The organism is Teichococcus aerophilus, assembly GCF_014490485.1.
Taxonomy (GTDB): Bacteria; Pseudomonadota; Alphaproteobacteria; order Acetobacterales; family Acetobacteraceae; genus Pseudoroseomonas; species Pseudoroseomonas aerophila.
The window spans coordinates 156,074-179,691 of the sequence record NZ_JACTVA010000001.1 but is presented as its reverse complement, the minus strand read 5'-3'; the positions used below and the strand labels follow the sequence as shown (position 1 = coordinate 179,691).

General features: G+C 68.6%; 21 protein-coding genes. 5 read left to right on the top strand and 16 right to left on the bottom strand.

Features of this window, described 5'->3' with window-relative positions:
• Positions 1-210 precede the first annotated feature (210 nt).
• The 10 genes from IBL26_RS00745 to IBL26_RS00700 form a co-directional block, all read right to left on the bottom strand.
• Positions 211-1,074: an amidohydrolase family protein gene (locus IBL26_RS00745; RefSeq protein ID WP_187782518.1), complete on the bottom strand. Its 864-nt coding sequence runs from the start codon at positions 1,072-1,074 to the stop codon at positions 211-213.
• Positions 1,071-2,048: a Bug family tripartite tricarboxylate transporter substrate binding protein gene (locus IBL26_RS00740; RefSeq protein ID WP_187782517.1), complete on the bottom strand. Its 978-nt coding sequence runs from the start codon at positions 2,046-2,048 to the stop codon at positions 1,071-1,073. The genes IBL26_RS00745 and IBL26_RS00740 overlap by 4 nt, the downstream gene beginning before the upstream one ends.
• Positions 2,049-2,077: 29 nt before the next feature.
• Complete coding sequence (locus IBL26_RS00735; RefSeq protein ID WP_187782516.1) at positions 2,078-3,082, bottom strand: hydroxyacid dehydrogenase; 1,005 nt, start codon at positions 3,080-3,082, stop codon at positions 2,078-2,080.
• Complete coding sequence (locus tag IBL26_RS00730) at positions 3,082-3,963, bottom strand: ABC transporter permease (RefSeq protein ID WP_187782515.1); 882 nt, start codon at positions 3,961-3,963, stop codon at positions 3,082-3,084. Before IBL26_RS00730 ends, IBL26_RS00735 begins: the two co-directional genes overlap by 1 nt.
• A complete protein-coding gene (locus IBL26_RS00725) occupies positions 3,960-4,916 on the bottom strand; it encodes an ABC transporter permease (protein ID WP_187782514.1) in 957 nt (318 codons plus the stop codon). Before IBL26_RS00725 ends, IBL26_RS00730 begins: the two co-directional genes overlap by 4 nt.
• The gene (locus IBL26_RS00720) at positions 4,913-5,926 is read right to left on the bottom strand and encodes an ABC transporter ATP-binding protein (RefSeq protein ID WP_187782513.1); all 1,014 of its coding nucleotides are present in this window, start codon (positions 5,924-5,926) and stop codon (positions 4,913-4,915) included. The genes IBL26_RS00725 and IBL26_RS00720 overlap by 4 nt, the downstream gene beginning before the upstream one ends.
• Complete coding sequence (locus tag IBL26_RS00715) at positions 5,923-6,939, bottom strand: ABC transporter ATP-binding protein (RefSeq protein ID WP_187782512.1); 1,017 nt, start codon at positions 6,937-6,939, stop codon at positions 5,923-5,925. Before IBL26_RS00715 ends, IBL26_RS00720 begins: the two co-directional genes overlap by 4 nt.
• A 14-nt stretch (positions 6,940-6,953) precedes the next feature.
• On the bottom strand, positions 6,954-8,129 hold the full coding sequence (locus tag IBL26_RS00710) for a mandelate racemase/muconate lactonizing enzyme family protein (protein ID WP_187782511.1): 1,176 nt from the start codon (positions 8,127-8,129) through the stop codon (positions 6,954-6,956).
• A gap of 6 nt (positions 8,130-8,135) precedes the next feature.
• Positions 8,136-9,671, bottom strand: coding sequence for an ABC transporter substrate-binding protein (locus IBL26_RS00705; protein ID WP_187782510.1), 1,536 nt, complete (start codon positions 9,669-9,671; stop codon positions 8,136-8,138).
• Between the two features lie 104 nt (positions 9,672-9,775).
• On the bottom strand, positions 9,776-11,329 hold the full coding sequence (locus tag IBL26_RS00700) for an ABC transporter substrate-binding protein (protein ID WP_187782509.1): 1,554 nt from the start codon (positions 11,327-11,329) through the stop codon (positions 9,776-9,778).
• A 221-nt stretch (positions 11,330-11,550) separates the two neighbouring features.
• Between IBL26_RS00700 and IBL26_RS00695 the strand changes: the two genes are divergently transcribed.
• On the top strand, positions 11,551-12,225 hold the full coding sequence (locus IBL26_RS00695; RefSeq protein ID WP_187782508.1) for a GntR family transcriptional regulator: 675 nt from the start codon (positions 11,551-11,553) through the stop codon (positions 12,223-12,225).
• 7 nt (positions 12,226-12,232) lie between these two features.
• Here IBL26_RS00695 and IBL26_RS00690 read toward each other — a convergent pair whose 3' ends face one another.
• From IBL26_RS00690 to IBL26_RS00680, 3 genes are all read right to left on the bottom strand, one after another.
• A complete protein-coding gene (locus tag IBL26_RS00690; RefSeq protein ID WP_187782507.1) occupies positions 12,233-13,000 on the bottom strand; it encodes a DUF3891 family protein in 768 nt (255 codons plus the stop codon).
• An 88-nt stretch (positions 13,001-13,088) separates the two neighbouring features.
• A complete protein-coding gene (locus IBL26_RS00685) occupies positions 13,089-14,369 on the bottom strand; it encodes a DEAD/DEAH box helicase (protein ID WP_187782506.1) in 1,281 nt (426 codons plus the stop codon).
• A gap of 169 nt (positions 14,370-14,538) precedes the next feature.
• Complete coding sequence (locus IBL26_RS00680; RefSeq protein WP_187782505.1) at positions 14,539-16,023, bottom strand: APC family permease; 1,485 nt, start codon at positions 16,021-16,023, stop codon at positions 14,539-14,541.
• A gap of 520 nt (positions 16,024-16,543) precedes the next feature.
• Here IBL26_RS00680 and IBL26_RS00675 point away from each other — a divergent pair.
• The 4 genes from IBL26_RS00675 to IBL26_RS00660 are packed head-to-tail and all read left to right on the top strand — an operon-like array spanning position 16,544 to position 20,736.
• Complete coding sequence (locus IBL26_RS00675; protein ID WP_187782504.1) at positions 16,544-17,662, top strand: LLM class flavin-dependent oxidoreductase; 1,119 nt, start codon at positions 16,544-16,546, stop codon at positions 17,660-17,662.
• Positions 17,659-18,708: an ABC transporter substrate-binding protein gene (locus IBL26_RS00670; RefSeq protein ID WP_187782503.1), complete on the top strand. Its 1,050-nt coding sequence runs from the start codon at positions 17,659-17,661 to the stop codon at positions 18,706-18,708. Before IBL26_RS00675 ends, IBL26_RS00670 begins: the two co-directional genes overlap by 4 nt.
• Positions 18,705-19,097 (top strand): copper resistance protein CopC, encoded by a 393-nt coding sequence (locus tag IBL26_RS00665; protein WP_206684107.1) that lies wholly within the window; start codon positions 18,705-18,707, stop codon positions 19,095-19,097. The genes IBL26_RS00670 and IBL26_RS00665 overlap by 4 nt, the downstream gene beginning before the upstream one ends.
• Before the next feature lies 1 nt (position 19,098).
• Positions 19,099-20,736, top strand: a complete 1,638-nt coding sequence (locus tag IBL26_RS00660; protein WP_187782502.1) for a CopD family protein — start codon at positions 19,099-19,101, stop codon at positions 20,734-20,736.
• A 242-nt stretch (positions 20,737-20,978) separates the two neighbouring features.
• Here IBL26_RS00660 and IBL26_RS00655 read toward each other — a convergent pair whose 3' ends face one another.
• Genes IBL26_RS00655 through IBL26_RS00645 form a run of 3 tightly spaced genes read right to left on the bottom strand, consistent with a single transcriptional unit; the run spans position 20,979 to position 23,616 of the window.
• Positions 20,979-22,010: an LLM class flavin-dependent oxidoreductase gene (locus tag IBL26_RS00655; RefSeq protein ID WP_187782501.1), complete on the bottom strand. Its 1,032-nt coding sequence runs from the start codon at positions 22,008-22,010 to the stop codon at positions 20,979-20,981.
• Positions 22,007-22,735 carry an ABC transporter ATP-binding protein gene (locus IBL26_RS00650; RefSeq protein ID WP_206684106.1) on the bottom strand — a complete coding sequence of 243 codons (729 nt, stop codon included), beginning with the start codon at positions 22,733-22,735 and terminating at the stop codon, positions 22,007-22,009. The genes IBL26_RS00655 and IBL26_RS00650 overlap by 4 nt, the downstream gene beginning before the upstream one ends.
• Entirely contained in the window at positions 22,732-23,616 is an 885-nt protein-coding gene (locus IBL26_RS00645) for an ABC transporter permease subunit (RefSeq protein WP_187782499.1), read from the bottom strand. The genes IBL26_RS00650 and IBL26_RS00645 overlap by 4 nt, the downstream gene beginning before the upstream one ends.
• Positions 23,617-23,618: the final 2 nt, after the last annotated feature.

Here is a 23,618-nt window from a genome sequence, read left to right as displayed (position 1 = left end):
AGAACCCACAACCTTTACAAAAGGCGGCTTAGCGTCAGCCCGTGACGCCTGGCTTGCCGGCAGGCTGGCCCGAACAACACGTAGCGAAACGCTTGGGCGGATACAGGATCACGATGGGGGCGCCCTTCGGACCTGCTGCAAAGCACGAGGTCAAGCCGCCTGGCGTTTAACCCGGGTGGTTTGCTCCAATGGCGTGGCAGCGGCCACTGTTCAGCCCCAGTACAGCGCCGTCGGGTTGTCCACCAGCACGCGCTTCACCGCCTGCTCATCGGCGTATTCGCGCAACAGGTCGGCCAGGGTACCGTCATTCGGCATGGGCGTACGGATGTTGGAATGTGGCCAGTCGGTGCCCCATACCAGCCTCTCCGGGGCCCGTTGCAGCAAGGCTTGCGCGAAGGGGACCGCGTCTAGGAATGGTGGGCCGGCGGAGAGGCGGTCCCCACCCGAAATCTTCGCCCAGGCCTGCGGCTGTTCCAGCAGGCGCAGCACCGATTGGAACGCCGGCTGCTGCACGCCGCCCGCGGCTGGTACCCGGCCCATGTGGTCGATCACGAAACGGCTGTTCAGGGCGGCAATCCACGGTTCCAGCTCCGGGATGTCCGGTGCGTCCATGTGCAGTTCCACATGCCAACCACGTTCCGCCACGCGGCGAATGAGGCGCGCGGCATCCGGCAGTTCTGGACGCTGCGCCAGATGGCGGACGAAGTTCAGGCGGATGGCCCTGACGCCGCCCGCGTGCAACTCGTCCAGCGCCGCGTCGGTGACGTCGTCCTCCACCATTGCCACGCCGCGCCGGCGCTGCGGGTCGGCGGCGATGGCATCCAGCATGGCGGCGTTGTCGTAGCCATGGCAGCTGGCCTGCACCAGCACCACGCGCTCGATACCCAGCACCTGGTGCATCCGTGTCAGGGCGGCGACGGGCGCGTCCGGGGTCTGGAAGGTGCTTTCGGCGACATAGGGAAAACGATCGCCGGGGCCGAAGACGTGGCAATGGGCGTCGCAGGCACCGGCTGGCAACGGCCGACGCGGCGGCCTGGTCGCGGGATCGGGGCCGGGAATAGGCTGTGCGCTCATAGCCGCTCGATCCTCGCATCGGTGACGATGCGACTGTAGCGCGCGATCTCCTCCTGCATCAGTTCGCGCAACGCTGCCGGCGTGCCCGCGGCGGTCTCGACACCCAACTCAAGTAGGCGGGAGCGGATCTCCGGCAGCGCGGCCACCCGAGTCAGCTCCTGGTTCAGCCGCTCAACCAGTGGTTGCGCCATGCCGGCGGGGCCGCAGACGCCGTTCCACGACCGGATGAGATAGCCAGGCAGCCCGGCCTCCGCCGTCGTCGGCACCGCTGGGAGGCCGGGGAAGCGCGCGGCGGACGGGATGGCCAGCGCGCGAAGCCGGCCGCCGAGTTGCGGCAGCACCGGGGCCAGCGTCTCGAACCCTGCCTGCACCTCGCCGGTCGAGATCGCGTTGATCAGTTCCGGGGTGCTGCGATAGGTGACGATGGCGGCTTCGATCCCTGCGATGGACTTGAACAGCTCCACCGAGAGGTGCTGCGCGCTGCCGACGCCGATCGAGCCCAGGTTCAGCCCGTTCGGCCGTGCCTTGGCAGCGGCGATCAGCGAGCGCAGGTCCTGGTATGGCCCATCCGAAGCCGTGGCGATGACGTGGTCGAACGCCGCCAGTTGGCCGATGAAGGTAAAGTCCCGCATCGTGTCGTAAGGCAGCGTGCGGTACATGGCGGCGGCCGTGGCGGTGGTGGTCGTCACCAGCAGCAGCGTGTGCCCGTCCGGCTCCGACCGGGCCACCGTTTCCGCCGCGACGATACCGCCGGCACTGGGACGGTTCTCGATCACGATGGGCTGGCCGCGCAGACCTTCCGCCAACTTGGGCGCGACCAGGCGCGCCGTTAGGTCCCCCACGCCACCGGCACCGAAGCCCAGCACCCAGCGGATGGGGCGGGAAGGATAGGTCTGCGCCCGCGCACCACTGCCCATGGTCAGGGCCGCCGCCGCGCTGGCGGATGCGAAGGCACGCCGTGTGATCGAGGCCATGTCGGCTTCTTCCTTGTTTCGGTGCAGCATCAGGCGGGCAGGAAAGTGCCGTGGTAGCGCTGCATGGAGCGGTCCCAGCTTTCCGGGTTCACCAGCGCCAGCGGCTTCTGCCCGCGCAGGATACGCAGGGTTTCCTCGGCGGACTCCACACTCATCCGCCGCCCGCTTTCGTCGCTGCCGCCCGCGATGTGCGGGGTGAGGAACAGGCCGGAATGGGACAGGAAGGGGTGGCCAGGCGGCAGTGGCTCCGGTTCGAACACATCCAGCGCGGCGGCGCGCAGGCGGCCATCATTCAGGGTGGCGAGCAGGGCTGCCTCGTCGATCAGGTCGCCCCGTGCGGCGTTGATCAAGACAGCACCGGGCTTCACCCCAGCCAGCAGCGCCGCATCGACCATCCGGCGCGTCTCCGGCGTCGAGGGAGCATGCAGCGTGATGACATCCGCTTCGGCGAACAGCTGCTGCAGCGAAACGGGCGTAATGGTGCCGGACGGCACCGCCGCATGCGGGTCATAGCCCAGCACGCGCATGCCGAAGGCAGCATGCATCGTGGTGGCGACAGCGCGCCCGATGCCGCCGCAGCCCACCACGCCCAGCGTGCGGCCTGCGAGTTCAAAGCCCGGGTGGCGCGTGCGGGAGGCCCAGCCCTGCGTGCGGAAATCTAGTGCCAGGCGGTGCAGGTCCCGCGCCAACAGCCCCGCCACAGCCACGACATACTCCACCACTGATTGCCGGTTGGCGGCGGGCAGGTTGGCGACGGGAATGCCGGCACGGGTGGCGGCCTCGACCGGGATGAAATCCAGCCCGACGCCGTGCCGCACGCAGGCACGCAACTTGGGCGCATGGTCGAAGATATCGTCCGGCAGCTTGGCGCGCACGATCAGCGCGTCCGCGCTGGCCGCTGCCTGACGCAGGCTGTCGGCGCTGGCATCTGCGGGCAGCACCAATTCGCAGGTTTGCGCCAGCAGGGCGGTGGCATCATCATGCAAAGCGCTGGTCGCCAGCACGCGCGGGCGCCAGGAGGAAGTGTGGGGCATCAGTCGCTCCGCCTGCGGGTGGGGTCGAGCACGGCGCGCAGGGATTCGCCTAGTGCGTTGAAGGCCAGGGCCGTGAACAGGATGGCGAGGCCGGGCGCGTACATCTGCTCCGGCGAGATTTCCATGTAGCCGTAGGAGCGCGCCAGCATCTGCCCCCAGCTCGGCTGCGGCGGTTGCACACCAAGGCCGAGGAAGCTGAGGCTGGCCTCCGCCAATAAGGCCGTGGCAAGCAGCAGCGTCACCTGCACGATGAAGGGCTGGATGGCGTTGGGAAGGATGTGACGCCAGACGATCCGCAGCGGCGACATGCCGAAGGTGCGCGCGGCGTCCACGTACAGGTCGTTCTTCACCACGATGGTCTGCACGCGGATCAACCGCGCCAGGCCGGGCGAGAACACGATGCCGACCGCGATCATGCTGTTTGTCAGCCCGATGCCGAGCGCACCGGTGACGGCGATGGCCAGCACGATGGAGGGGAAGGACAGCAACGCATCGATGATACGCCCCGTCAGCCCATCCACCCAACCGCCCAGATAGCCCGCCATGATGCCGACCGGCAGGCCGATCAGCGTACCCACGCCCACCGCCAGGAAGCTGGCATAGAGCGTCATCGGCGCGCCGTGGATGAGGCGGCTGAACACGTCCCGCCCAAGGTCGTCGGTGCCGAGCCAATGCGCTGCGTCCGGCGGCGCCAGCATGTCCATGCTCTGCGCGATGGGCGAATGTGGTGCGAGCACATCGGCGAAGACCGACAGCGAGAACAGCACCAGCAGGTAGGCCAGGCTGACCGCCGCCCGCAGGTCGGACCGCAGCCAGGAAAGAAAGCGCCGCGAAGCGGAGGGCCGGCGCACGGCCCGCACCGGTTGCAGGGCCGCGCTCATCGCCGGTTCACCCGCGGGTCGAGCAATGAGTATAATAGGTCGATCATCAGGTTCAGCCCGATCACGATCAGCACCAGCACGAACACGACGCCCTGCACCACCGGAAAGTCCTTGTTGGTGGCGGAGGCGACGACGAGCGAGCCGGTACCGGGAATGGCGAAGACGGCTTCGATGGCGACGGTCGCGCCCAGGGCGCGGTTGAACACCAGCCCCACCACCGTCAGCAGCGTCAGCGAGACATTCTTCAACCCGTGCTGCCACAGGATGCGGGCGTTGGAGAGGCCCTTGGCATGCAGCGTGCGCACATACTGGGAGGACAACACCTCGATCAACGCGCTGCGAAGCTGGCGGGTGATCTCCGCGATGCCGCCGGTGGCCAGGGCCAGCGCCGGCAGCGCAGCATGGGAGAGCGCGCGCAGCGGGTCCTGCGTCAGCGACGCCGCCCCTGTGGTCGGGAACCATCCCAGGCCGAGGGCAAAGAACCCGACCAGGATCATGCCCAGCCAGAAATTCGGCACGGCGACGCCGAGCGATGCAATGGTGGTGACGATGCGGTCCGTCGGCCGGTCCACCCGCGTCGCGGCCAGGATGCCAAGCGGTACGCCGATCAGCACCGCGAGCACGAGCGCCAGCACCGTGATGAGCAACGTGTTGGGCAGGCGCCGCAATACCTCATCCAGCACCGGCTGGCCGGTGATCAGCGAAGCCGACAGATCGCCCTGCACGGCGTGGCCGAGCCAGACGACATATTGTTCCCACACCGGACGGTCGAGGCCCAGCATGCGGCGGATATCGGCGATGCGCTCGGCCGTCGCGTACTCGCCGGCGATGACTGCCGCCGGATCGCCCGGCACGAGTTGCAGCAGACCGAAGATGGCGACGGTGGCCAGGATAACGACCGGCACCACCTGCAACAGGCGGGAGCCGATGAGAAGCAATTGACGGCGGTTCATGCCACGACCTCCGCCACGCCGTGCACGGGACTGGAGGTAACCGGCAGCGTACCGGCGAAATGGCAGGCTGCCCAATGGCCAGGCTCCACCTCGCTCCATTCCGGTTCCTTCGCGGCGCAGAGATCCTGTGCGAAGCGGCAACGGGTGCGGAAGCGGCAGCCGGAGGGAGGCGAGACCGGACTTGGCAGTTCCCCGCTCAGGATGACACGCTGCGAGGTACGCATATGCGACGGCAGCGCCACGGGCTCGGCCGAGAGTAGTGCGTCGGTGTAGGGATGCAGCGGGCGGGCAAGGACGGCTTCCGTCTCCCCCATCTCCACCAGCCGGCCCAGATACATCACCGCCACACGGTCGCTGATATGGCCGACAACGCCGAGATTGTGGGTGATGAAGATGTAGGTGAGGCCGAACTCGCGCTGCAGATCGGCCAGCAGATTCAGGATGTCGGCCTGGATGGAGACATCCAGCGCCGCCACGGCCTCGTCGCAGACAATGACGGAAGGCCGCAGTGTCAGCACGCGCGCGATGCAGACGCGTTGCTTCTGGCCGCCTGACAATTCATGCGGGTAGCGCGCCGCAAAGTCGGGGCTGAGGCCAACGCGCTCCATCGCCTGCATCGCCACCTCATCCCGCTGCGCCCGCGGCATGGTGGCAGCAACGTCCAACGGTTCCCGGACGGAGCGCAGGATGGTCATCCGCGGGTCCAACGCCGCGTTCGGGTCCTGAAACACAACCTGGTAGTTGCGCCGGTGCTGCCGCAACTGCCGGCGTGAGAGTGCATAGGGGTCACGCCCCTGGTGCAGCACCTGCCCGGCAGAGGGCGCTTCCAGGCACACCAGGGCACGGCCCAGCGTGGTCTTGCCTGAGCCGGATTCGCCGATGATGCCGAAAGTCTCGCCGGGCAACACGTCGAAGCTGACACGGTCCACCGCCTTCAGCACAGTGTTGCGGGAGAGGCGGAAATGCACGCCCAGGTCCCGCGTCGCCACCAGCGGCTGCTGCGCCGTCATGCCGCGCGCTCCACCGGCAATACGCCGGGCAGGATGAGTTCCTCCGCCCGGCAGCAACGGACTTCGCCTTGCGGCTGCACTGCCCGCAATGGCTGCGGCGCCGTGCATGGCGGTTGCGCATGGGCGCAGCGGGGCTGGAAGCGGCAGCCCGGCGGCATGTCGCCCCGCACCGGCACGCGGCCGGGAATAGCCGGCAGCCGGGCCTTACGCTGGGTCAGGGCGGGCAGCGAGCGCAACAGGCCTGAACTGTAGGGATGGCGCGGACGCAGCAGAATGTCGTCCACGCGCCCTTCTTCCACCACCTCACCCGCATACATCGTGACCAGACGGGAGCAGGTCTGGGAGACGAGGCCGAGATCGTGGGTGATGAACAGCATCGCCATGCCCATACGGGTGCACAGCTCGCCCAGTACATCGACGATCTGCGCCTGCACGGTCACGTCCAGCGCGGTGGTCGGCTCATCTGCAATCAGCAATTGCGGTTCGCAGACCAGGGCGATGGCGATCATCGCGCGCTGCCGCATGCCGCCGGAGAGCTGGTGCGGATAGGCGTCGTAGCGCAACGTCGGCTCGGGGATGCCGACGCGCGCCAGGGCCTCGATCGCCCTGTTGCGCGCCTCGGCCCGGCTGACATCCTGGTGCGCGCGCAATGTCTCGCTGATCTGGTGGCCGATGGTGAAGACCGGGTCCAGCGCGCTCATCGGCTCCTGGAAGATCATGCTGATGCGCCGGCCGCGCAGGCGGCGCTTGGCGGAAGGCGGCATGGCGATGAGGTCCTGGCCCTGCAGCAGGATCTTCCCTTCCAGCCGGCTGCTGGCGGGCGGCAGCAGGCCCATCAGCGCTAGCCCGGTCACGGTCTTGCCGCAGCCACTCTCGCCCACCAGGCCAACCATCTCGCCCGGCGCCATGGTGAAGGACACGTCGCGCGTGACCTGCACCTCGCCGCGTCCGGCACGGAAGAAGGCGCTGAGCTTGTTCACCTCCAGCAGGGGCTGCTTCACGGCGTGATCCATGCGACCCTCCTGCCTCAGCGGTTCGGTGGGCGGCGGCGCACCGCGGCCTCGTCCACATCCGTGCCCCAGCCGGGGCGGTCCGGCACGATGAACTCGCCATTCTCGATGACGGGCTGGTGCGTCACGAACTCACCTTTCCAGGGCACGTCGTCGATATCCATTTCCATGATGCGCAGGTTCGGCGTGGCGGCGGCGAAATGGGCGCTGATATGGTCCGCCAGATGCCCGTAGAAATTATGCGGCGCCACGTTTACCTCGTAAGCCTCTGCCATCGAGGCGATCTTCATCGACTCCAGGTAGCCGTTCCAGATGACGTCGACGATGGCGACATCCATGGCATAGGCATCCAGAAACGGCCGATAGCTGCGGCGGGCATAGAGGGATTCGCCGCTGGCGATGGGGAAGCCAGCTTCCCGCCGCAGCAGAGCGAGGGCGGCGGGGTCATAGATATCCAGCTCCAGCCAGGCAAGTTTGTGCGGCTCCACCGTCCGCACCAGCTGCAGGTAGCCCTCCGTGCGGAAATGGAAGTTGGCGTCAAGCATGATCTCGACATCCGGGCCGGTGCCGGCGCGCAGCGCCTCCAATTGCCGATCGAGATCCCGCATGATGCCCGGCTGCGGGTTCAACGCCGGGAAGCCCGGCATGGTGCCGAAGCCTGGGCGAAAATTGGCGAGCTTGCCATCCTCCATCATCATGATGTTGGTCTTCAGCGCGCGGAAGCCACGGCTGCGCACTTCCTCGCCCAGCCGCTGCATGTCGTCGTAGTTCCGCAGCGGCGCGACGCCCAGCGTCTCCGGGAACCGCACGCGGTAGCTGCCGCAATGGGACCAGTAGACCGGCAGCCGGTTCCGCACCGCGCCGCCGAACAGCGCGTGCACCGGCACGCCGAGTGCCTTGCCCTTGATATCCAGTAGCGCGTTGCAGATGGCGCCCATGGCATGCTGGTTGATGCCGGACCATGCCGGCACAGCATGGGTATACAGCACGGCCATGATCCACTCGACCTGCCGCGGGTCCATGCCGATCAGCCGTTCCGACAAGGCACGGATGGTCGCCGTCAGGCCACGATTGCCGACATCCTCGCTATACTCGGACCAGCCGACGATGCCATCGCTGGTAGTGATCTTGAGGAAGGATGTGGTGCGCCAGCCAGCGGCGGCGTGCAGGTCTTCGATTTTGGCGATTTTCATGAAGGGTCAGTCCGCCAGGAAGATGTCGTTGAATTTGGGCTTGCCGAGGAGGTTCGGCACATAGCCTTGCACGTTGGGCGTGAAGACCTCGATGCCCGGCACGAAGGCCAGCTCGGCCGAGAGCGCGTGCTCCAACGCCGCGCGTTCCAGTTGCGCGAAGGCGCGCTTGCGGGCCTCCTGGCTGCTTTCCGATTGCGATGCCGCCTGGGCGCGCACCATCTCGGGCGGCGGCGGCACCTTGCCGGCATTGTTGAAGCCATTCTCGCCATAAACCAGCAGGAAGGGCTGGCTGGGGTCCGGCCGCCCGGTCCACAGCGCCAGCAGCATGTCCCCCTCGCCCTGCACCATGAAGCGCTGGTACATGTCGGCGCTGGAACCCACCATCATCTGCGCGCGGATGCCGGATTGGCGCAGCTGCTCGATGATGATCTCGTGCCGCTGCTGCGAGGCCTGGTCCGAATAGCCGAAGAAGCGGATGTCGATGCCGTTCGGGTGCCCAGCCTCCGCCAGCAGCTTGCGTGCGCGGGCGGGATCGTGGGTGTAGAAATTGTTCAGCGATTCATCGTGGGCCCAGTAGCCGGGCGGCAGCATGGTCTGCGCTGGTACGCCGAGGCCGAGCAGCGCCGCCTTGTTGAAGCCGTCCCGGTCCAGCGCGAAGTTGATCGCCTGGCGCACGCGGACATCCTGCAGCGGCGCCCGGCCATAATTGAACAGCAGATGGTAGTCGGCGATCGTCGGCGTGCTGCTGACGCGGACGCGGCTGGCCATGCGATCCGCCACGATCTTCTGCTGCGGGTTCAGGCGATAGGCAAAGTTCGTCTCGCCCGCCAGCACGGCGCGCAGGCCGGTGTTCAGATCCGTGATGATGCGGAAATGGATGCCGTCCAGATAGGGACGTTGCTTGTCCCAATAAGCCTCGTTCCGCACCAGCACGACGGCGTCGTTGTCGTTCCATCGCTCGAAGCGGAAAGGGCCGGTGCCGACCGGGTTGCGGTCATGCTGCCGCCCGCGCTCCGCAATGGCCTTGGGCGAACACATCATGCCGGCCCGGTCGGCCAGGATCAGCGGTAGTGCCGTATCGGGCCGGCTCAGGCGCAGGGCCACCTGCAACGGGCCGACCACCTCCACCGATTGCAGGGACTGCAGATCGCCCTTCACGGCGGAGCGCTCATCGGTGCGCGCCCGGTCCAGATTGGCCTTCACCGCCGCCGCGTCCATCTTCGTACCGTCGTGGAACAGCACGTCGGGGCGCAGCGCCAGCACCAGCGTGGTCGGGTCGGTGAATTCCCACGACGTTGCCAAGCCGGGACGCGGGGCCAGCGTCGCCGGCTCGAAATCCACCAGCGTGTCGAAGATCGGGTACAGGACCATGTGGTCCGAACCCAGCCCACCGGTGATCGGGTCGAGCGTCGAGGGGTTGAACGGGGCGGAGACCTTCAGGATGCCGCCCCGCCGCTTCTCGGCGCGGGCAGGGCTTGGCACGGCAAGGAACGGCGTGGCCGCGAGGGCCCCGAGCGTGACAAGGGCGTGGCGTCGATGCATGCAAATCCTCTGGTCTGTGGCGCCTGAATCGCGTTCCAGGCCTTTGTTGGATCGCGCGATTCACGCCTTCCGGTGCTGCCACCCTGGGCGATCGCGCCCTTGCGTCAGGCGGCGAGGAAGACGTCGCCGAATTTCGGCTTGCCCAGCAGGTTGGGCGTGTAGTTGCGGACTTCGGGCGAGAACACCTCGATGCCGGGCACGAAGGCCAGCTCGCAGGAGAGCGCGTGCTCCAGCGCCAGCCGTTCCAGCTTGGCGAAGGCGCGCTTGCGGCCAGCCTGGTCGGTGGCCGATTGCGCTTCCGCCTGTGCGGCCACCATCTCAGGCGGCGGCGGTACCTTGCCGGCGTTGTTGAAGCCGTTCTCGCCATAGACCAGCAGGAAAGGCAGCGCCGGGTCCGGGCGGCCGGTCCACAGCGTCATGATCATGTCGCCTTCCTGCTGGATCATGAAGCGCTGGTACATGTCGGCGTTCGACCCCGCGGTCAGCCGTGCGCGAATGCCGACCTGCCGCAGTTGCTCGATAATGATCTCGTGCCGCTGTTGGGAAGCCTGGTCGGCATTGCCGAAGAACTGGATGTCGACGCCGCTGGCATGCCCGGCCTCGCGCAGCAAGGCCCGCGCCCGGTCGGGGTCGTGGGTGTAGAAATTGTTCAGGGATTCGTCATGGGCCCAGTAGCCGGGCGGCAACATCGTCTGTGCCGGGACGCCAAGGCCGAGCAGTGCGGCCTTGTTGAAGGCATCGCGGTCCACCGCATAGTTGATGGCGCGGCGCACGCGGACATCGTTCAGCGGCGCGCGGCGGTAGTTGAACACCAGGTGGTAGTCGGCGATGGTCGGCGTGGAGCTGACCACGACCTTCGCGCCCATGCGGTCCGCCACCAGCTTCTGCTGCGGGTTCAGCCGGTAGGCGCCATGGTTCTCCCCCGCGATGACGGATCGCAGGCCGGTGTTGAGGTCGGTGATGATGCGGAAGGTGATGCCGTCCAGATGCGGCAGGTCACGGTTCCAGTAGTCATCGTTGCGCATCAGCTCGACAACATCGTTGTCCGCCCAGCGCTTGAACTTGAACGGCCCGGTGCCCACCGGCTCCCGGTCATAGGCGCGGCCGCGCGCGAAGCCCTGGGGGGAGGACATCATGCCGGCGCGGTCGGCCAGGATCAGCGGCAGGGCGGTATCCGGCCGGCTGAGATGCAGCGCCACGCGGTCCGGCGCCAGCACCTCCACCGAGGCGAGCGACTGGATATCGCCTTTCACCGATGAACGGTCATCCGTGCGCGCACGGTCCAGGTTGGCCTTCACGGCGGCCGAGTCCATCGGCGTGCCGTCATGGAAGCGGACACCCGGGCGCAGCGTCAGCACCAGTGTCTTTGGGTCCGGGTAGTCCCAGGCCGTGGCAAGGCCGGGCCGGGGCGCCAGCGTGCCGGGCTCGAAATCCACCAGCGTGTCGAAGATCGGGTACAACACCATGTGGTCCGAGCCCGCGCCGCCCGTCACCGGGTCCAGGCTGGACGGATTGAACGGCGCCGCCAGCCGCAGCGTGCCACCCTTGCGTGGCGGGGCCTGGGCTTCGGCCAGCCCTGGCGCCGCACTGGCCAACAGCAAGCCGCCGGCCGCGCCGAGCAGATGCCGCCGGCACAGATGGAGAGCGGGCGCGGCCAACGGGCCGCACGGTCCTGGCGTGACAATCATCCGACATTTCCTCCGCTGGCCTGACTGGCCTGCTGTGCGCCCCTGCCGGGTTGGTCCCGATCCGGCGCGTTCGTCTTGGATTTCGATATTATATATGATAGCTAATCGGCAGGCGCAACACGCAAGTGCCGAGACCGCCGGCCGGCCATCCCAGCCCGGCCCGGCGGTGCTAGAGTGAGAGGATGAAATCGATGGAATTCGCGTCGTCCGGCGATGTCGCCAGCACGATGTCAGCGCGGATCGAGCGCGCCATTCGCAAAGACATCCTCAGCGGCGCCATCGCGCCGGGGGACCGGCTGCGCGTGGCGGAGCTCAGCGCCCGCTACGGCGTCAGCCACATTCCGGTGCGCGATGCCCTGCGGCAGTTGGAAGGCGACCGCCTGGTCATCATCGAATCCCACAAGGGCGCGGTGCTGCGTGGCGTCAGCCGCAAGTTCGTGGCCGACATGCATGACACGCGCGAGGCGATCGAAACGCTGCTGGTGCGCAATGCCACGCTGCGGGGTGCGGCGGCGGATTTCGACCGGCTGGAGAAGCTGGCGCTGGATTACGAGGCCGCCGCCGCCAGCCGCGTGGCCCACGCCATGGTGGAGGCGAATCTCAGCTTCCACCGCTTCATCGCCGTGATGGGCGACAACCCCGAGGCCGCCAACATCCTCGACCGTGGCTGGGAACTGGTCATCGCCATCCGCAACCGCTTCGGCTTCGGCGAAAACCGGGTGGCCGAGATCATTCAGCAGCATCGCGCGCTGGTTACCGCGATGAAGGCGCGCAATGTGGACCTCGCCCTGGAAGCCGCGCGCATCCACTGCGAATCCGCGAAGAACGACCTGCTATCCCGCATGGCGGAGGACGGCGCGGCGTAGCGACCCTTCAGGCCGGGACGAGCGTTACCGCCAGCGGGCTCCACGCCGCATGGCGCAGGTCACGGCGCATCGCTTCCTCATCCGTCCAACGGGTATCGGCGGGCAGGCGGATCGCCTCGCAGCGCAGCGTCAGCGTGGGGTCACGGAACGGCCACGGGTCCAGCGACCAGCGGGCCTCCGCCTGCCGGACCAGCCGCATGCTCCGCTTGCTGCCATCCTCCATCGGCGCCTCCCCCGCCTTGGACGGATCAGCGAAGCAGAGGGCGAGGGAGAGCGCGTCGGTCACTGCGACGAGGTCGGAATTCCGCTGCACCTGCTCGGGCGGCGCGCCCAGTCTGGCCCGCCATTCCGCCTGCAGCGCATCCTCCTTGGCGGCGTTGCGGTCGATCGCCGCGTGGTCCTCCGGCGGCAGGCGTTCCGGGTCCATGTACTGCGTGTAGATGCGGGTGCCGTGCAGCGAGATCAGCAAAGCGGGCCAGAGGCCCCAGGCGGCGCAGGCCATCTCCACCCCCCTCGCCCACATCGGGGCATGGACCGCCGGGCCGAGGGCGGTGAAGGCGTGCGGCATGCCCGTCTCCGGGTCCAGCGTCGGGGCGGTTTCCCAGGACAGCCAGGCCAGGTCGTGCTGACCGGCGGCCAGGATCACTTCCGGCGCCGGGTCTGGCCGCGCGAAGCCGGGGGCGCCCCAGGCGGCCATCATCTGGCCGGAGAGCAAAGCATGGGAAGGCTGGGGGATGAGGAGGCGGATGCCATCCTCCGGTTCTCGCAGGATCATGCGGCGTCAACGCATGAAGGGCGTCCTGGGATACGCCGCTGCCGTCGCGGCAATGGCGGGACGGCCGGAAGCCGCCCCTCCGGCTGGCTCAGGCCGCCTTGGCGGCAGACCGCGCGGCGAGCTTCTCGGCCTCGGTCCAGACCTTGCGCTCGCGCTTCTCCTGCGGCTTGACCTCCTTGATCCGTGCACCGCCCAGGATGGGCGGCCGCATGGTGGAGTTGCGCGCCGCTTCCGAATGCCACGGATGGTCGGCCTGCACCGTCAGCGCGCGTCCGATCTCCCGCTCCACGTCGCGCAGCCAGGCGCGCTGCTCCGCATCGCACAGCGTGATGGCGAAACCGCTGCGCCCGGCACGGCCGGTGCGGCCGATGCGGTGGACATAGCTTTCCGGCAGGTTCGGCAGGTCGTGGTTGAAGACATGCGTCACGGTGTCGACGTCGATGCCGCGCGCCGCGATGTCGGTCGCCACCAGCACCTGCACGGTGCCGGCGCGGAACGCATCCAGCGCCCGCTCCCGCTGGCCCTGGGACTTGTTGCCGTGCAGCGCCTCGGCCGTGATGCCGGCCTCGGTGAGGAAGGCGCAGACCTCGTTGGCGATGTTCTTCTGCAGGGTGAAGACCACGGCCTGGCCGATGCCCGGTGTCCGCAGCTGCGCCAGCAGCGCCGCCTTCTTGTCCGCCGCATCGACGAACATCACCGATTGCTCGATCCGGTCCACGGTGGTCGAGGGCGGCGCGATCTCGACCTTCGCCGGGTCGCGCAGCAGGCTTTCGGCCAGCGCGGCGATGGATTTCGGCATGGTGGCCGAGAAGAGCAGCGTGTGCCGGTCCCGCGGCAGCGTGGCGACGATGCGCTCGATCGGCTTGGCGAAGCCCATGTCCAACATCTGGTCGGCCTCGTCCAGCACCAGCGCCTCCAGCTGAGACAGGTCGCACAGGCCCTGGTTGATCAGGTCCAGCAACCGGCCCGGCGCGGCGACGACGATGTCCACCCCGGCCTTCAGCGCGTTGACCTGATGCATCTGGCTGACGCCGCCGAAGATCGTCGTCACGCTCAGGCGCATGTGACGGCCGAAGCTCTCGAACCCATCGGCGATCTGCGAGACCAGCTCGCGCGTCGGCGCCAGCACCAGCACGCGGGCACCGCCACGGGGCGCCGGGCGGGGCGATGCAGCCAGGCGGTGCAGCAGCGGCAGCGCGAAGGCGGCGGTCTTGCCCGTGCCGGTCTGGGCCATGCCCAGGAGGTCCCGCCCCTGCAGCAGCATCGGGATGGACTGGGCCTGGATCGGCGTAGGAGTGGCGTAGCCTTCCTCGGCCAGGGCGCGCAGCAGGGCGGGGGCCAGGGAGAGGTCGGCGAAGGTGATGGACATGGTCGTGCGGCGCCTCCGGCGCGGGGTCAGGCTGCGCCGGTTCAGGCATCGCTGGTTTGGGAAGGCCCGGCTTTTAATGGCGATGCTGCACTGCGTCAACGCGAAGATGCGGGTGCCGACGGGATGGCTGCCCCTCGCTCCTGCTCACTTTCCCCAGGCTGCTGCGCGCTCAGCCAGCCGGCCCAGCGGCGGTGGCCGGAGGCAGGGATGCCTCGCCCTCAAGGGCGCCATCATCCGCTGGCGCGGCGTCCAGGAACACGTCGCGGTTGAACAGCAGCATCAACACGAAAAACGCCCCGCCAAGCACCAGCAGCCCGCCGACGATCAGCACAGGCACCCACGCTTCCGGCGGCGCGACCAGCACGAACAGCGCCATGCATGACCAGGCCAGCGCGGCGATGGCCACCGGGAGCTCCAGCCGCCCAAGATCGAATGCCCCCTCCCGCCGGCCAAGCCGCCGGCGCACCGCCAGGTACAGCACCACCGTCGCCGCGTAGATCAGCACCGGCAGGATCGTCGAGGCCGTGATCAACTGCAGTAACGCATCGCCCGGCAGCGCGACCATCAGCAGGATGCCTCCTGCCAGGATCAGCAGCGTGGCTGGTACCGGCGTCCGCGTGCGTGGGTCCACCCGGCGCATCAGCCGGTGGGCCGGGAAACGGGCATCGCGCGACATCGCGAATACCAGCCGCGCGCCCGTGGCCATGACGACCATGCCGCAGGCGAAGAACGCGTAGGTGACGACCGCCAGCAACGAAGTCTCCGCCAGCGGGCCGAGCTGCTCGCGCAGGATCGTCGCCACGGCGGCGCCGCTGTTGCTGATGCGGGCGATGTCCGGGATGGCGACGGTGAGCGCGACCAGGAACAGCAGCCAAAGCACCCCGGCCGCCACCACGGAGCCGACGATGGCGCGCGGCACATCCCGATACGGGTTCTTGGATTCCTCCGCCAGATTTGCCGCGGCATCGAAGCCGACCAGGGTGGAGAGGCCCATGATCATCGCCGCCATCAACCCGCCGCCGAGTGCGAAATAGTCCGCACTGCCTGTGGCGACGCCGCGCGAGGCCAGGTTGCCCGCCGACCCCATCCCGGTGAACGCCACGGCGGCGGTGAGCGCCAGCACGAGCACGCCGACCACCACGACCTCCACCAGCACCGCGCTGGCATTGATCAGGCTGACGATGCGGGTGGAGGCGATGGTCAGCAAGGCCTGGACCAGCAGCACCAGCACCGTGATCAGCCGCGCGGTGCCCTCATCCGGCTCCAGCCCGGCGAGCGGCATCAGCGCCTGGCTCGCCAGCGCGCTGTCCACCGCCACGACGGCGATGCCGAGATAGCAGAAGCCCAGCCAGCCGAACCCCCAGCCGATCTTTGGGTCGGCCAGCCGCGAAGCCCATTGGTAGGAAGAACCGGTGAGCGCGATGCGCCCGGCGAACTGCGCCATCACCAGCGCCACCAGCGTTTGCCCGACGGCCGCGATGACCCAGAGCCAGATCCCCGCCGGCCCCGCCTCGTGCAGCACGATGTCGTAAGTGCCGAAGATGCCAACGGCGACCGAGATGAACGCGAAGGAAATCGCGAACACCTGGAAGGGTCCGAGCGTCCGCCGCAGGGCCGGGCGGACGGTTGCGGGAATGTCATGTGTCTGAGGCATGGCGCTGATGGCTCCCGGCACCCCGGGAGGTCCGGTGCAAGCCGAAGCCGGCGCCGCCGGTAGAGCTTACGCATGGGCAACGGTCAGAGGAAGCAGAATGCCATGAGTGTTCCGCAAGTCGTGCTGGCGGAAGGCAGTGGCATCTGGACCCGCCAGCCTGGACCCGCCCCCGGCCAGGCCGTGCCATCACCATGGCGCTTAAATCCCAATACGAATCGTCTTTTCTTATTTGAACATATTTCAATGTGTGTTTACTCTATTCCCGAGCGCGGCGGATGCCGTCGCCAGCCCCACCGTCGGAAAGCGAGATGAGCGTGTCCTGCCCTACCCCTTCCGGCGCCATGACCCAGTGCTCCCGCACCGGCGGAAGCTGTCGAGGCTGCTGACCGGCCTTCGCGCCACCTGCCCATTCTGAACCGCGCCATGCCGCCTTGAAGGCGTGGCTGATACTGGCCGCGCAGCCGCGCGACCCCTTACGCGCGCCGTGGCGCGCCTTCCTGCAGACCGAGGAGATACGCCCATGAGCGTCGAATTCATCGGCTATGTCGGCCATTTCAATTCGTCCGAGACCGTGCGCCGCACCGGCCCCGCCGTGGACGTGCAGCACATCGAGACCGTGGCGAAAGCGCATGAGGAGGTGGGGTTCGACCGGGCCCTGGTCGCCTTCCACTCCAACTCGGCGGAAAGCATCCTGATCGGCCAACACATCGCGCATGTGACGGAGCGGCTGGGGTTGATGATCGCGCACCGGCCGGGCTTCACCGCGCCGACCCTGGCGGCCCGGCAGCTGGCGACGCTGGACCAGTTCTCACGCGGGCGCGTCGCCGTCCATATCATCACCGGCGGCAACGACGTGGAGCTGGCGCAGGACGGCGACCATCTGACCAAGGACGAGCGCTACGCCCGCACCAGCGAGTACCTGGACGTGGTACGGCAGGAATGGAGCGCGACCGCGCCCTTCGACTATGAGGGCCACTATTACCAGGTGAAGCGCGGCTTCGGCGACGTGAAGCCGTACCGGGCGGAAGGCATCCCGGTCTATTTCGGCGGCGCCTCGGCAGCGGCTATCCCGGTGGCCGGCCGCCATGCCGATGTCTACGCCCTGTGGGGCGAGACCTATGAGCAGGTGCGGGAGCTGGTGGCGCGCATCCGCGCCGCCGCCGAACCCTTCGGCCGCAAGCCGAAGTTCAGCCTGTCCCTGCGCCCCGTGCTGGCCGATACGGAGGAGAAGGCCTGGGCCAGGGCGGATGCCATCCTAGAACAGGCGCGGCAATTGCGCGAGGGCGGCGGCAATGGGCGTTCCCCCCACAACGCGCGGCAGTATGACGGCAACACGGCGCCGCAGCCGGCCAATGAGGGCTCCCGCCGCCTGCTGGCCGCCGCCGCGCAAGGCGCGCGGCTGGACAAGCGGCTCTGGACCGGCATCGCCGCGCTGACCGGTGCCTCCGGCAACTCCACCGGCCTGGTCGGCACGCCGGACCAGGTGGCGGAGGCGCTGCTGGACTATTACGACCTCGGCATCTCCACCTTCCTGATCCGGGGGTTCGACCCGCTGCAGGACGCCATCCAGTATGGCCGTGAATTGCTGCCGCGCGTGCGCGCGCTGGTCGCGGCGCGCGAGAAGGCACAGGCGGCATGAGCGACCTTGGCAATCGGCTGGGCAGCCGGCGCGGCCTGCTCGGCCTCGCCGCCGGCCTAGGCGCAGCGGCCGTGGTGGGGCCGGAGCTGGTCACGCGCGCCCTGGCGGCCCCCGCCGTGGTGGCGCAAACCGGCAGCCTGGACAAGGTGCGCTTCACCTGGAACCAGAGCGCCCTATGCCTGATCTCCTCCGCCGTCGCACAGGATGACGGCATCTTCCGCAAGCACGGCCTGGATGTGGAGTTGCTGAATTTTGGCGGCTCGACCGACGTGATGCTGGAGACGATCGCGACCGGCAAGGCCGATGTCGGTTTCGGCATGATCCTGCGCTGGCTGAAGCCGCTGGAACAGGGCTTCGACGTGAAGCTTGTGGCCGGCATCCATGCAGGCTGCTCCTACGTCGTCACCACCCGCGCCTCCGGCATCACCAGCATCGAGGGGCTGCGCGGCAAGACCATCGGCATCGCCGATATCTCCGGCACCAGCCGCAACCTCTACGCCATCATGATGCAGAACGCCGGCATGGACCCGGAGCGGGACGTCACCTGGAAGGCGTATCCGGACGACGTCATGCCCATCGCCATCGCCAAGGGCGAGATCGACGCCTATGTGGCCGGCGATCCCGTCGTCTATTACCAGGTACAGGCCAGCAAAGGGGAATTGTTCCGCCTCGCCTCCAACGCCACGGGGGATTGGGAGGCACGCACCTGCTGCGTGCTGGGCATCCGTGGCCGGATGATCCGCGAGAACCCCGATATCGCCACGCGTATCCGCCGCGCCATCCTGGAAGCCGCCCAGGCCACGCACAACAACCCGGACCGCGCGGTGGAGCTGGCGTTGCAATACTCGCCGCGCCAGCGCACCAGCAATCCACAGGACGTGCGCAACATGCTGCAAAGCCTGCCCTACTACCACCAGCCGATCGGCGACGAATTCCGCGCGCAAGTGCTGGCCTATGCGCAGGAGTTGAAGCGCGCCGGCGTGCTACGCCCCCGCACGGACCCGGCGCAATACACCGACCGCATCGTGGCGAGCATCCCGGTATGAACCGCCCGACCGGGCGCGCGGCGGCAGTGGCGATGCGCGGGTTGCTGCTGGGCGGTGGGCTGTTGCTTGCCGCCGGCCCGGCGCTGGCCCACGCGCATCTGCACAGCAGCCAGCCGGCGGCGGATGCCGTGCTGGCCGCCGCCCCCGCCGAGTTGCAGGTGGCCCTGACCGAACCGCTGGAGCCCCGCTTCTCTGCGTTGGAGTTGCGGGACGCCGCCGGGCAGGCCATCGCCCTGCCCCCGCCCCGACTGGCGGAGGGTGACACCAAGCGCCTGGTAGTCAGCCTGCCGCCGTTGCAGCCCGGTCGCTATACGGTGCTATGGCGCGTGACCTCGGTCGATACGCACCGCACCGAAGGCCGTTTCGCCTTCACCATCCGCCAGCCCTGAGATGGTGTGGGACCTGCTGCTGGTCCCGGCCAGGGTGCTGCATCTGGGCGCCTCGGTCTCGCTGGCCGGGGCGCTCGTCTTTCATGCGGCCGTGGCGACGCTGCCATCGCGACGCTGGTTGAACGGCTGCCTGCTGGTGGCGCTGGCCGCCGGCCTGCTGCGTCTGCTGCTGCTCGCCGTTGCCTTCACCGGTGCGGACGGTCCAGGCGCGGCGCTGGTGGCCGTGCCGGATGTCGCGCTCGGCTCCCGCATCGGACAAGCTCTGCTGGTTCAGTCAGCGCTGCTGCTGGGCGCGACAGCCCTGGCGGGTTGGCTGTCAATCCTGGCCGCCTTGCTGGCCCTGTTGGCGCAACTGGCACCGCTTCTCGCCAGCCACGCGGCGGCGATGCAGGATGGGGTGCTGCTGGTGGCGCTGGCCCTGCACGTGCTGGCAGGCAGCATCTGGCTGGGCGGCCTGCTGCCGCTATGGCAGGCCGTGGGCGCGCTGGATCTTGCGCAGGCCCGCTACGTTCTGCTGCGCTTCTCCAGCCTCGCCCTGGCCATGGTGGTGGTGCTGGCAGCCACGGCGCTGCTGCAGGCCGTGGTGATGAGCGGCGGCCTGCCCGGCCTGCTGGGCACCACGCACGGGCTGCTGATGCTGGGCAAGGCCATGCTGATGCTCGCCCTGCTGGGGCTGGCGGCGTTGAACCGCGTCGTCTTCCTGCCACGGCTGCCGGCACACCGCACCGCTCTCCGGCGCAGCATCCTGGCCGAGGCGGGGCTGGGCGCGCTGGTTCTCGCCTTGGCCGGCTGGCTGGCTTCCGTGCCGCCCGGGCTGCACGAGGTCCCGGTCTGGCCGCTGCCCTGGCGGTTGCTGGGCTGGGGCTGGGTGGCGCCACCGGGCTGGGCGCTGGCGTTGCTGGCGGTCCCGTTGCTGGCCGCCCGGCCGCGGTACCTGGCACTTCCCCTCGCCACCTGTGTGCTGCTGGCGCTGGGCGGTGCCGCCTGGGGCGTGCGGCTGGATTGGGTGCCCGCCACACCCACAAGCTTCCAGACCTCGCCACAACCTTTCACCACCACCGCCATCCTGCGTGGCGAGGCGCTGGCTAAGACGTCGCCCGGCTTGCGTGCGTTGCTGCACCCCACACCGGCTCCCACCACGGAGGGCGACCTGTTCTGGCACGCCAGCCTCGCCGCGCCCGCGTTGGATGACGCGCAGCGCTGGGATATCGCCCAGTTCCTGTACGCCCGCCAGGCAGGGCTGGCCTTGCGGGAAGAAGGCGCCTGGCCCGCGCCAATGCCGGCGCCGGACCTGGCGCTGGTCTGTCACCACGGCGGCGACACCCGCCTCTCCGCCCTGCGCGGCCAGGTGCTGCGCCTGGCCATCGGCTTCGCGCCCACCGTACCCGGCACGCTGAGCGTGAGCCTGGACCCCGGATCTCCCAATGCCGACTGCACGGCGCGCGACCCGGCCGCACGGCACGCCTATGCGTTGCTCGCCGGCCTCGGCGCCGAGCCCCGGTTGGACGGGCTATGGCTGCTGGTGGATGGGCAAGGCTGGCTGCGCGGCAGTGGCTTCCGCACCATGCCCGATATCCTGGAGGAAGCGGCGCTGGCCATCGGAGCCACGCCGCTGGGGCCTGCTCGGGCGCATCACTGAGGAATGGGCGAAAGGCCGGGGAAAGAATTCCCCGGACCCCATCTTCATTGTGCGAGTTTCAGGTGGGCAGTGGCAGGTGGCGTAAGCGAATGGTGAAGCCGGAAAGCCATCGGTGCCGCGAACAGCCTCGGAAAATTAGAGCCGGGCCACAGCCCAAACCTACGAAGGCAAACGCCACGACAGCCAACAAACTGGCAGAAAAAAGATGGGGGTCCGGGGGAGTTCCTTCCCCCGGCCTACCTTCACGCCGCCTGTGCCGCCCGGCGCGGCTTCCAGCCCAGCGCCGGGGCAATCTCCGTCGCGATCAGTTCCAGCGCCCGCAGCGTGGCGTCGAAGCCCGGCACGCCGGGATTGACCTGGCAGAGAATGTCCGTCGCGATCGGCAGGGTCTGCTCGTCCTGCAGGGCGGTGATGATCTCGTCCGGGTGGCCGTAGAAGGCGTGCAGCCGCGCCAGGTAGCCTTCCAGATCCAGCCCGGGCGGAAAGCGGCCCTGGGCCACCATCTTCTGCGCCATTCGCAGCGCCCCGGCTTCCAGCTGCGCCATGGCGGTGCGCTTGTCCTGCGCCGGGAAGACCAAGCGGGAGAGGCCGATGCGCGGGGTGCGCCCGGTCAGGGCGGGGTTGGCCTTCCAGGCGCCCAGGTAGCTGTCGGCCCAGGGGCGCTGCACATGGTCCGTCCGGCCCTCATAACCATAGGTCGCGCGGTTCAGTAGCAGGTTGGAGCCCGCCTGGGCAGCAAAGCGCGCGCCTTCATGGCTGAAGATGCCTTGCCACAACCGGTTCGCGAGATCTGGTGAGCGCGGGTGCACCAGCGGGCCACCTTCCCACAGCGGCTCACCCCTCCAGGCCCGAGTGAGTTGCGCGACGCCGGCCGATGTCAGCTCCCGCTTCTGTTCCAGCTTCACGCCGAATGCCTGGAAGGAAGGCGCATCGAAACCGCTGCTGACCCCAAGCTCGACCCGCCCGCCGCTGAGCACATCCAGCGTCGCGGCATCCTCAGCCAGGCGGATCGGGTTCTCCAAGGGCACGGTGACGACGGCGGTGCCAAGACGGATATGCCGCGTGTTCTCCGCAACCGCCGCCAGGAACACCAGCGGGGACGCGGCGGCACCGGGGCCGTGGCGGCCGTCCTCGAAGTGGTGCTGCGCCACCCAGCCGGCATCGAAGCCCAGTTGCTCCGCCGCCACGAACAGGTCGACGAAACGGCGGAACAGCTCGCGCGGCTCGGCGTCGTTCTCAAGGTGGGTGAGGAAGCCGAGGCGAAAGCCGCTCATGCCGCATCCTCCATGGCACCATGGCCGACGCCGAGCCAGCCCAGCAACCGGGCGCGCAACTCGGCCAGATAGGCATCCTCCACCGCACGAGGGCGCGGGCGATCCACGCGCACCTCGTGGGCGATGACGCCGTCCTTCATCATCAGCACGCGGTCGGCCAGCAGCAGGGCTTCCTCCACATCATGCGTCACCAGCAGGATGGCGCAGTTGTGGCGCTGCCACAGCTCGCCCACCAGTTCCTGTGCCTTGATACGGGTCAGCGCATCCAGCGCGCCGAATGGCTCGTCCAGCAGCAGCAGGTCCGGCTCCCGCACCAGGGCGCGGGCCAGGGAGGCACGCTGCGCCTCGCCGCCCGAGAGCACCTTGGGCCAGACATTGGCACGGTGGCTGAGGCCGACCTCGGCCAGCGCCGCCTCCGCCCGCCGGCGGTCCGGCAAGCCGGGCAGCCCGAGCACGACGTTGCGCCAGACCTTCTTCCACGGCATCAGCCGCGGCGCCTGGAAAGCGACGGCGCGCTTCACCGGCACCTCCACCTCGCCTTCGATCTCGTGATCCAGATCGGCCAGGATGCGCAGCAGCGTGCTCTTGCCGCAGCCGCTGGCGCCGATCAACGCGACGAATTCACCCGGCGCGATATCGAGGTCCAGCCGGTCGATCACCGCGCGGTCCCCGAAGCGGCGGGTGAGGCCGCGGACGGAGACGGCGGCGTTTTGGGTGGCGCTCATGCGCCCGTGAAGGCCGGTCGCCATGCCAGCAGCACCTTTTCCAGAAGACGGACGATGAAATCGACAGCGAGGCCGAGCAGCGCGTAGACGACGAGGCAGACGACGATGACGTCGGTCTGGAAGAACTCGCGCGCATTGCTCATCAGGTAGCCGATGCCCTCGGTGGCATTGACCTGTTCGCCGAACACCAGCGCCAGCCAGGAGATACCGAGGGAGTAGCGCAGCCCGACCAGTGCGTTCGGCAACGCCCCGGGCAGGATGACGTTGCGGATCATCGCCGCGCGGGACAGGCCCAGCGTGCGCCCGGCTTCCACCAGTGTCTGGTCGACGTTACGGATGCCGGCATAGACGTTCAGGTAGAGCGGGAAGGCCGTGGCGAGGGCGATGAGCGCGATCTTCGGCTCCTCCCCAATGCCGAACCAAATGATCAGCAGCGGGATAAGCGCGACATTCGGCACCGTGCGCAGCATCTGCATGGTGGAATCAATCAGGTCCTCGCCCAGCCGGAACAGGCCGGAGAACACCGCGAGCGCCACGCCGATGCTGCCGCCGATGGCCAGCCCGCTCAAGGCCCGGCGCAGGGAGGCGACCATGGCATCCGGCAGCTCGCCCGTGCCCCATAGTTTCGCGGCGCTGGAGAGCACGGTACCGGGCCCCGCGAGCACCTCGGCCGGCAAGGTGCCGGTCACTGAGAGGAGGTGCCAGATGCCAACCAGCAGCACCGGCCCCGCCATGCGGCGGATACCACGCGGGATACCGCGCCGTTCGGCCGAGGCCGGAAGGATGCGTTGCCGTGCGATGCGCGGGTTCTCCGGCAGCGCCGGCGGCGCGGCCGCCCGCGTGGCGGCCTGGCGGGAGGAGAGATCCAGGGCGGTGCTCATGC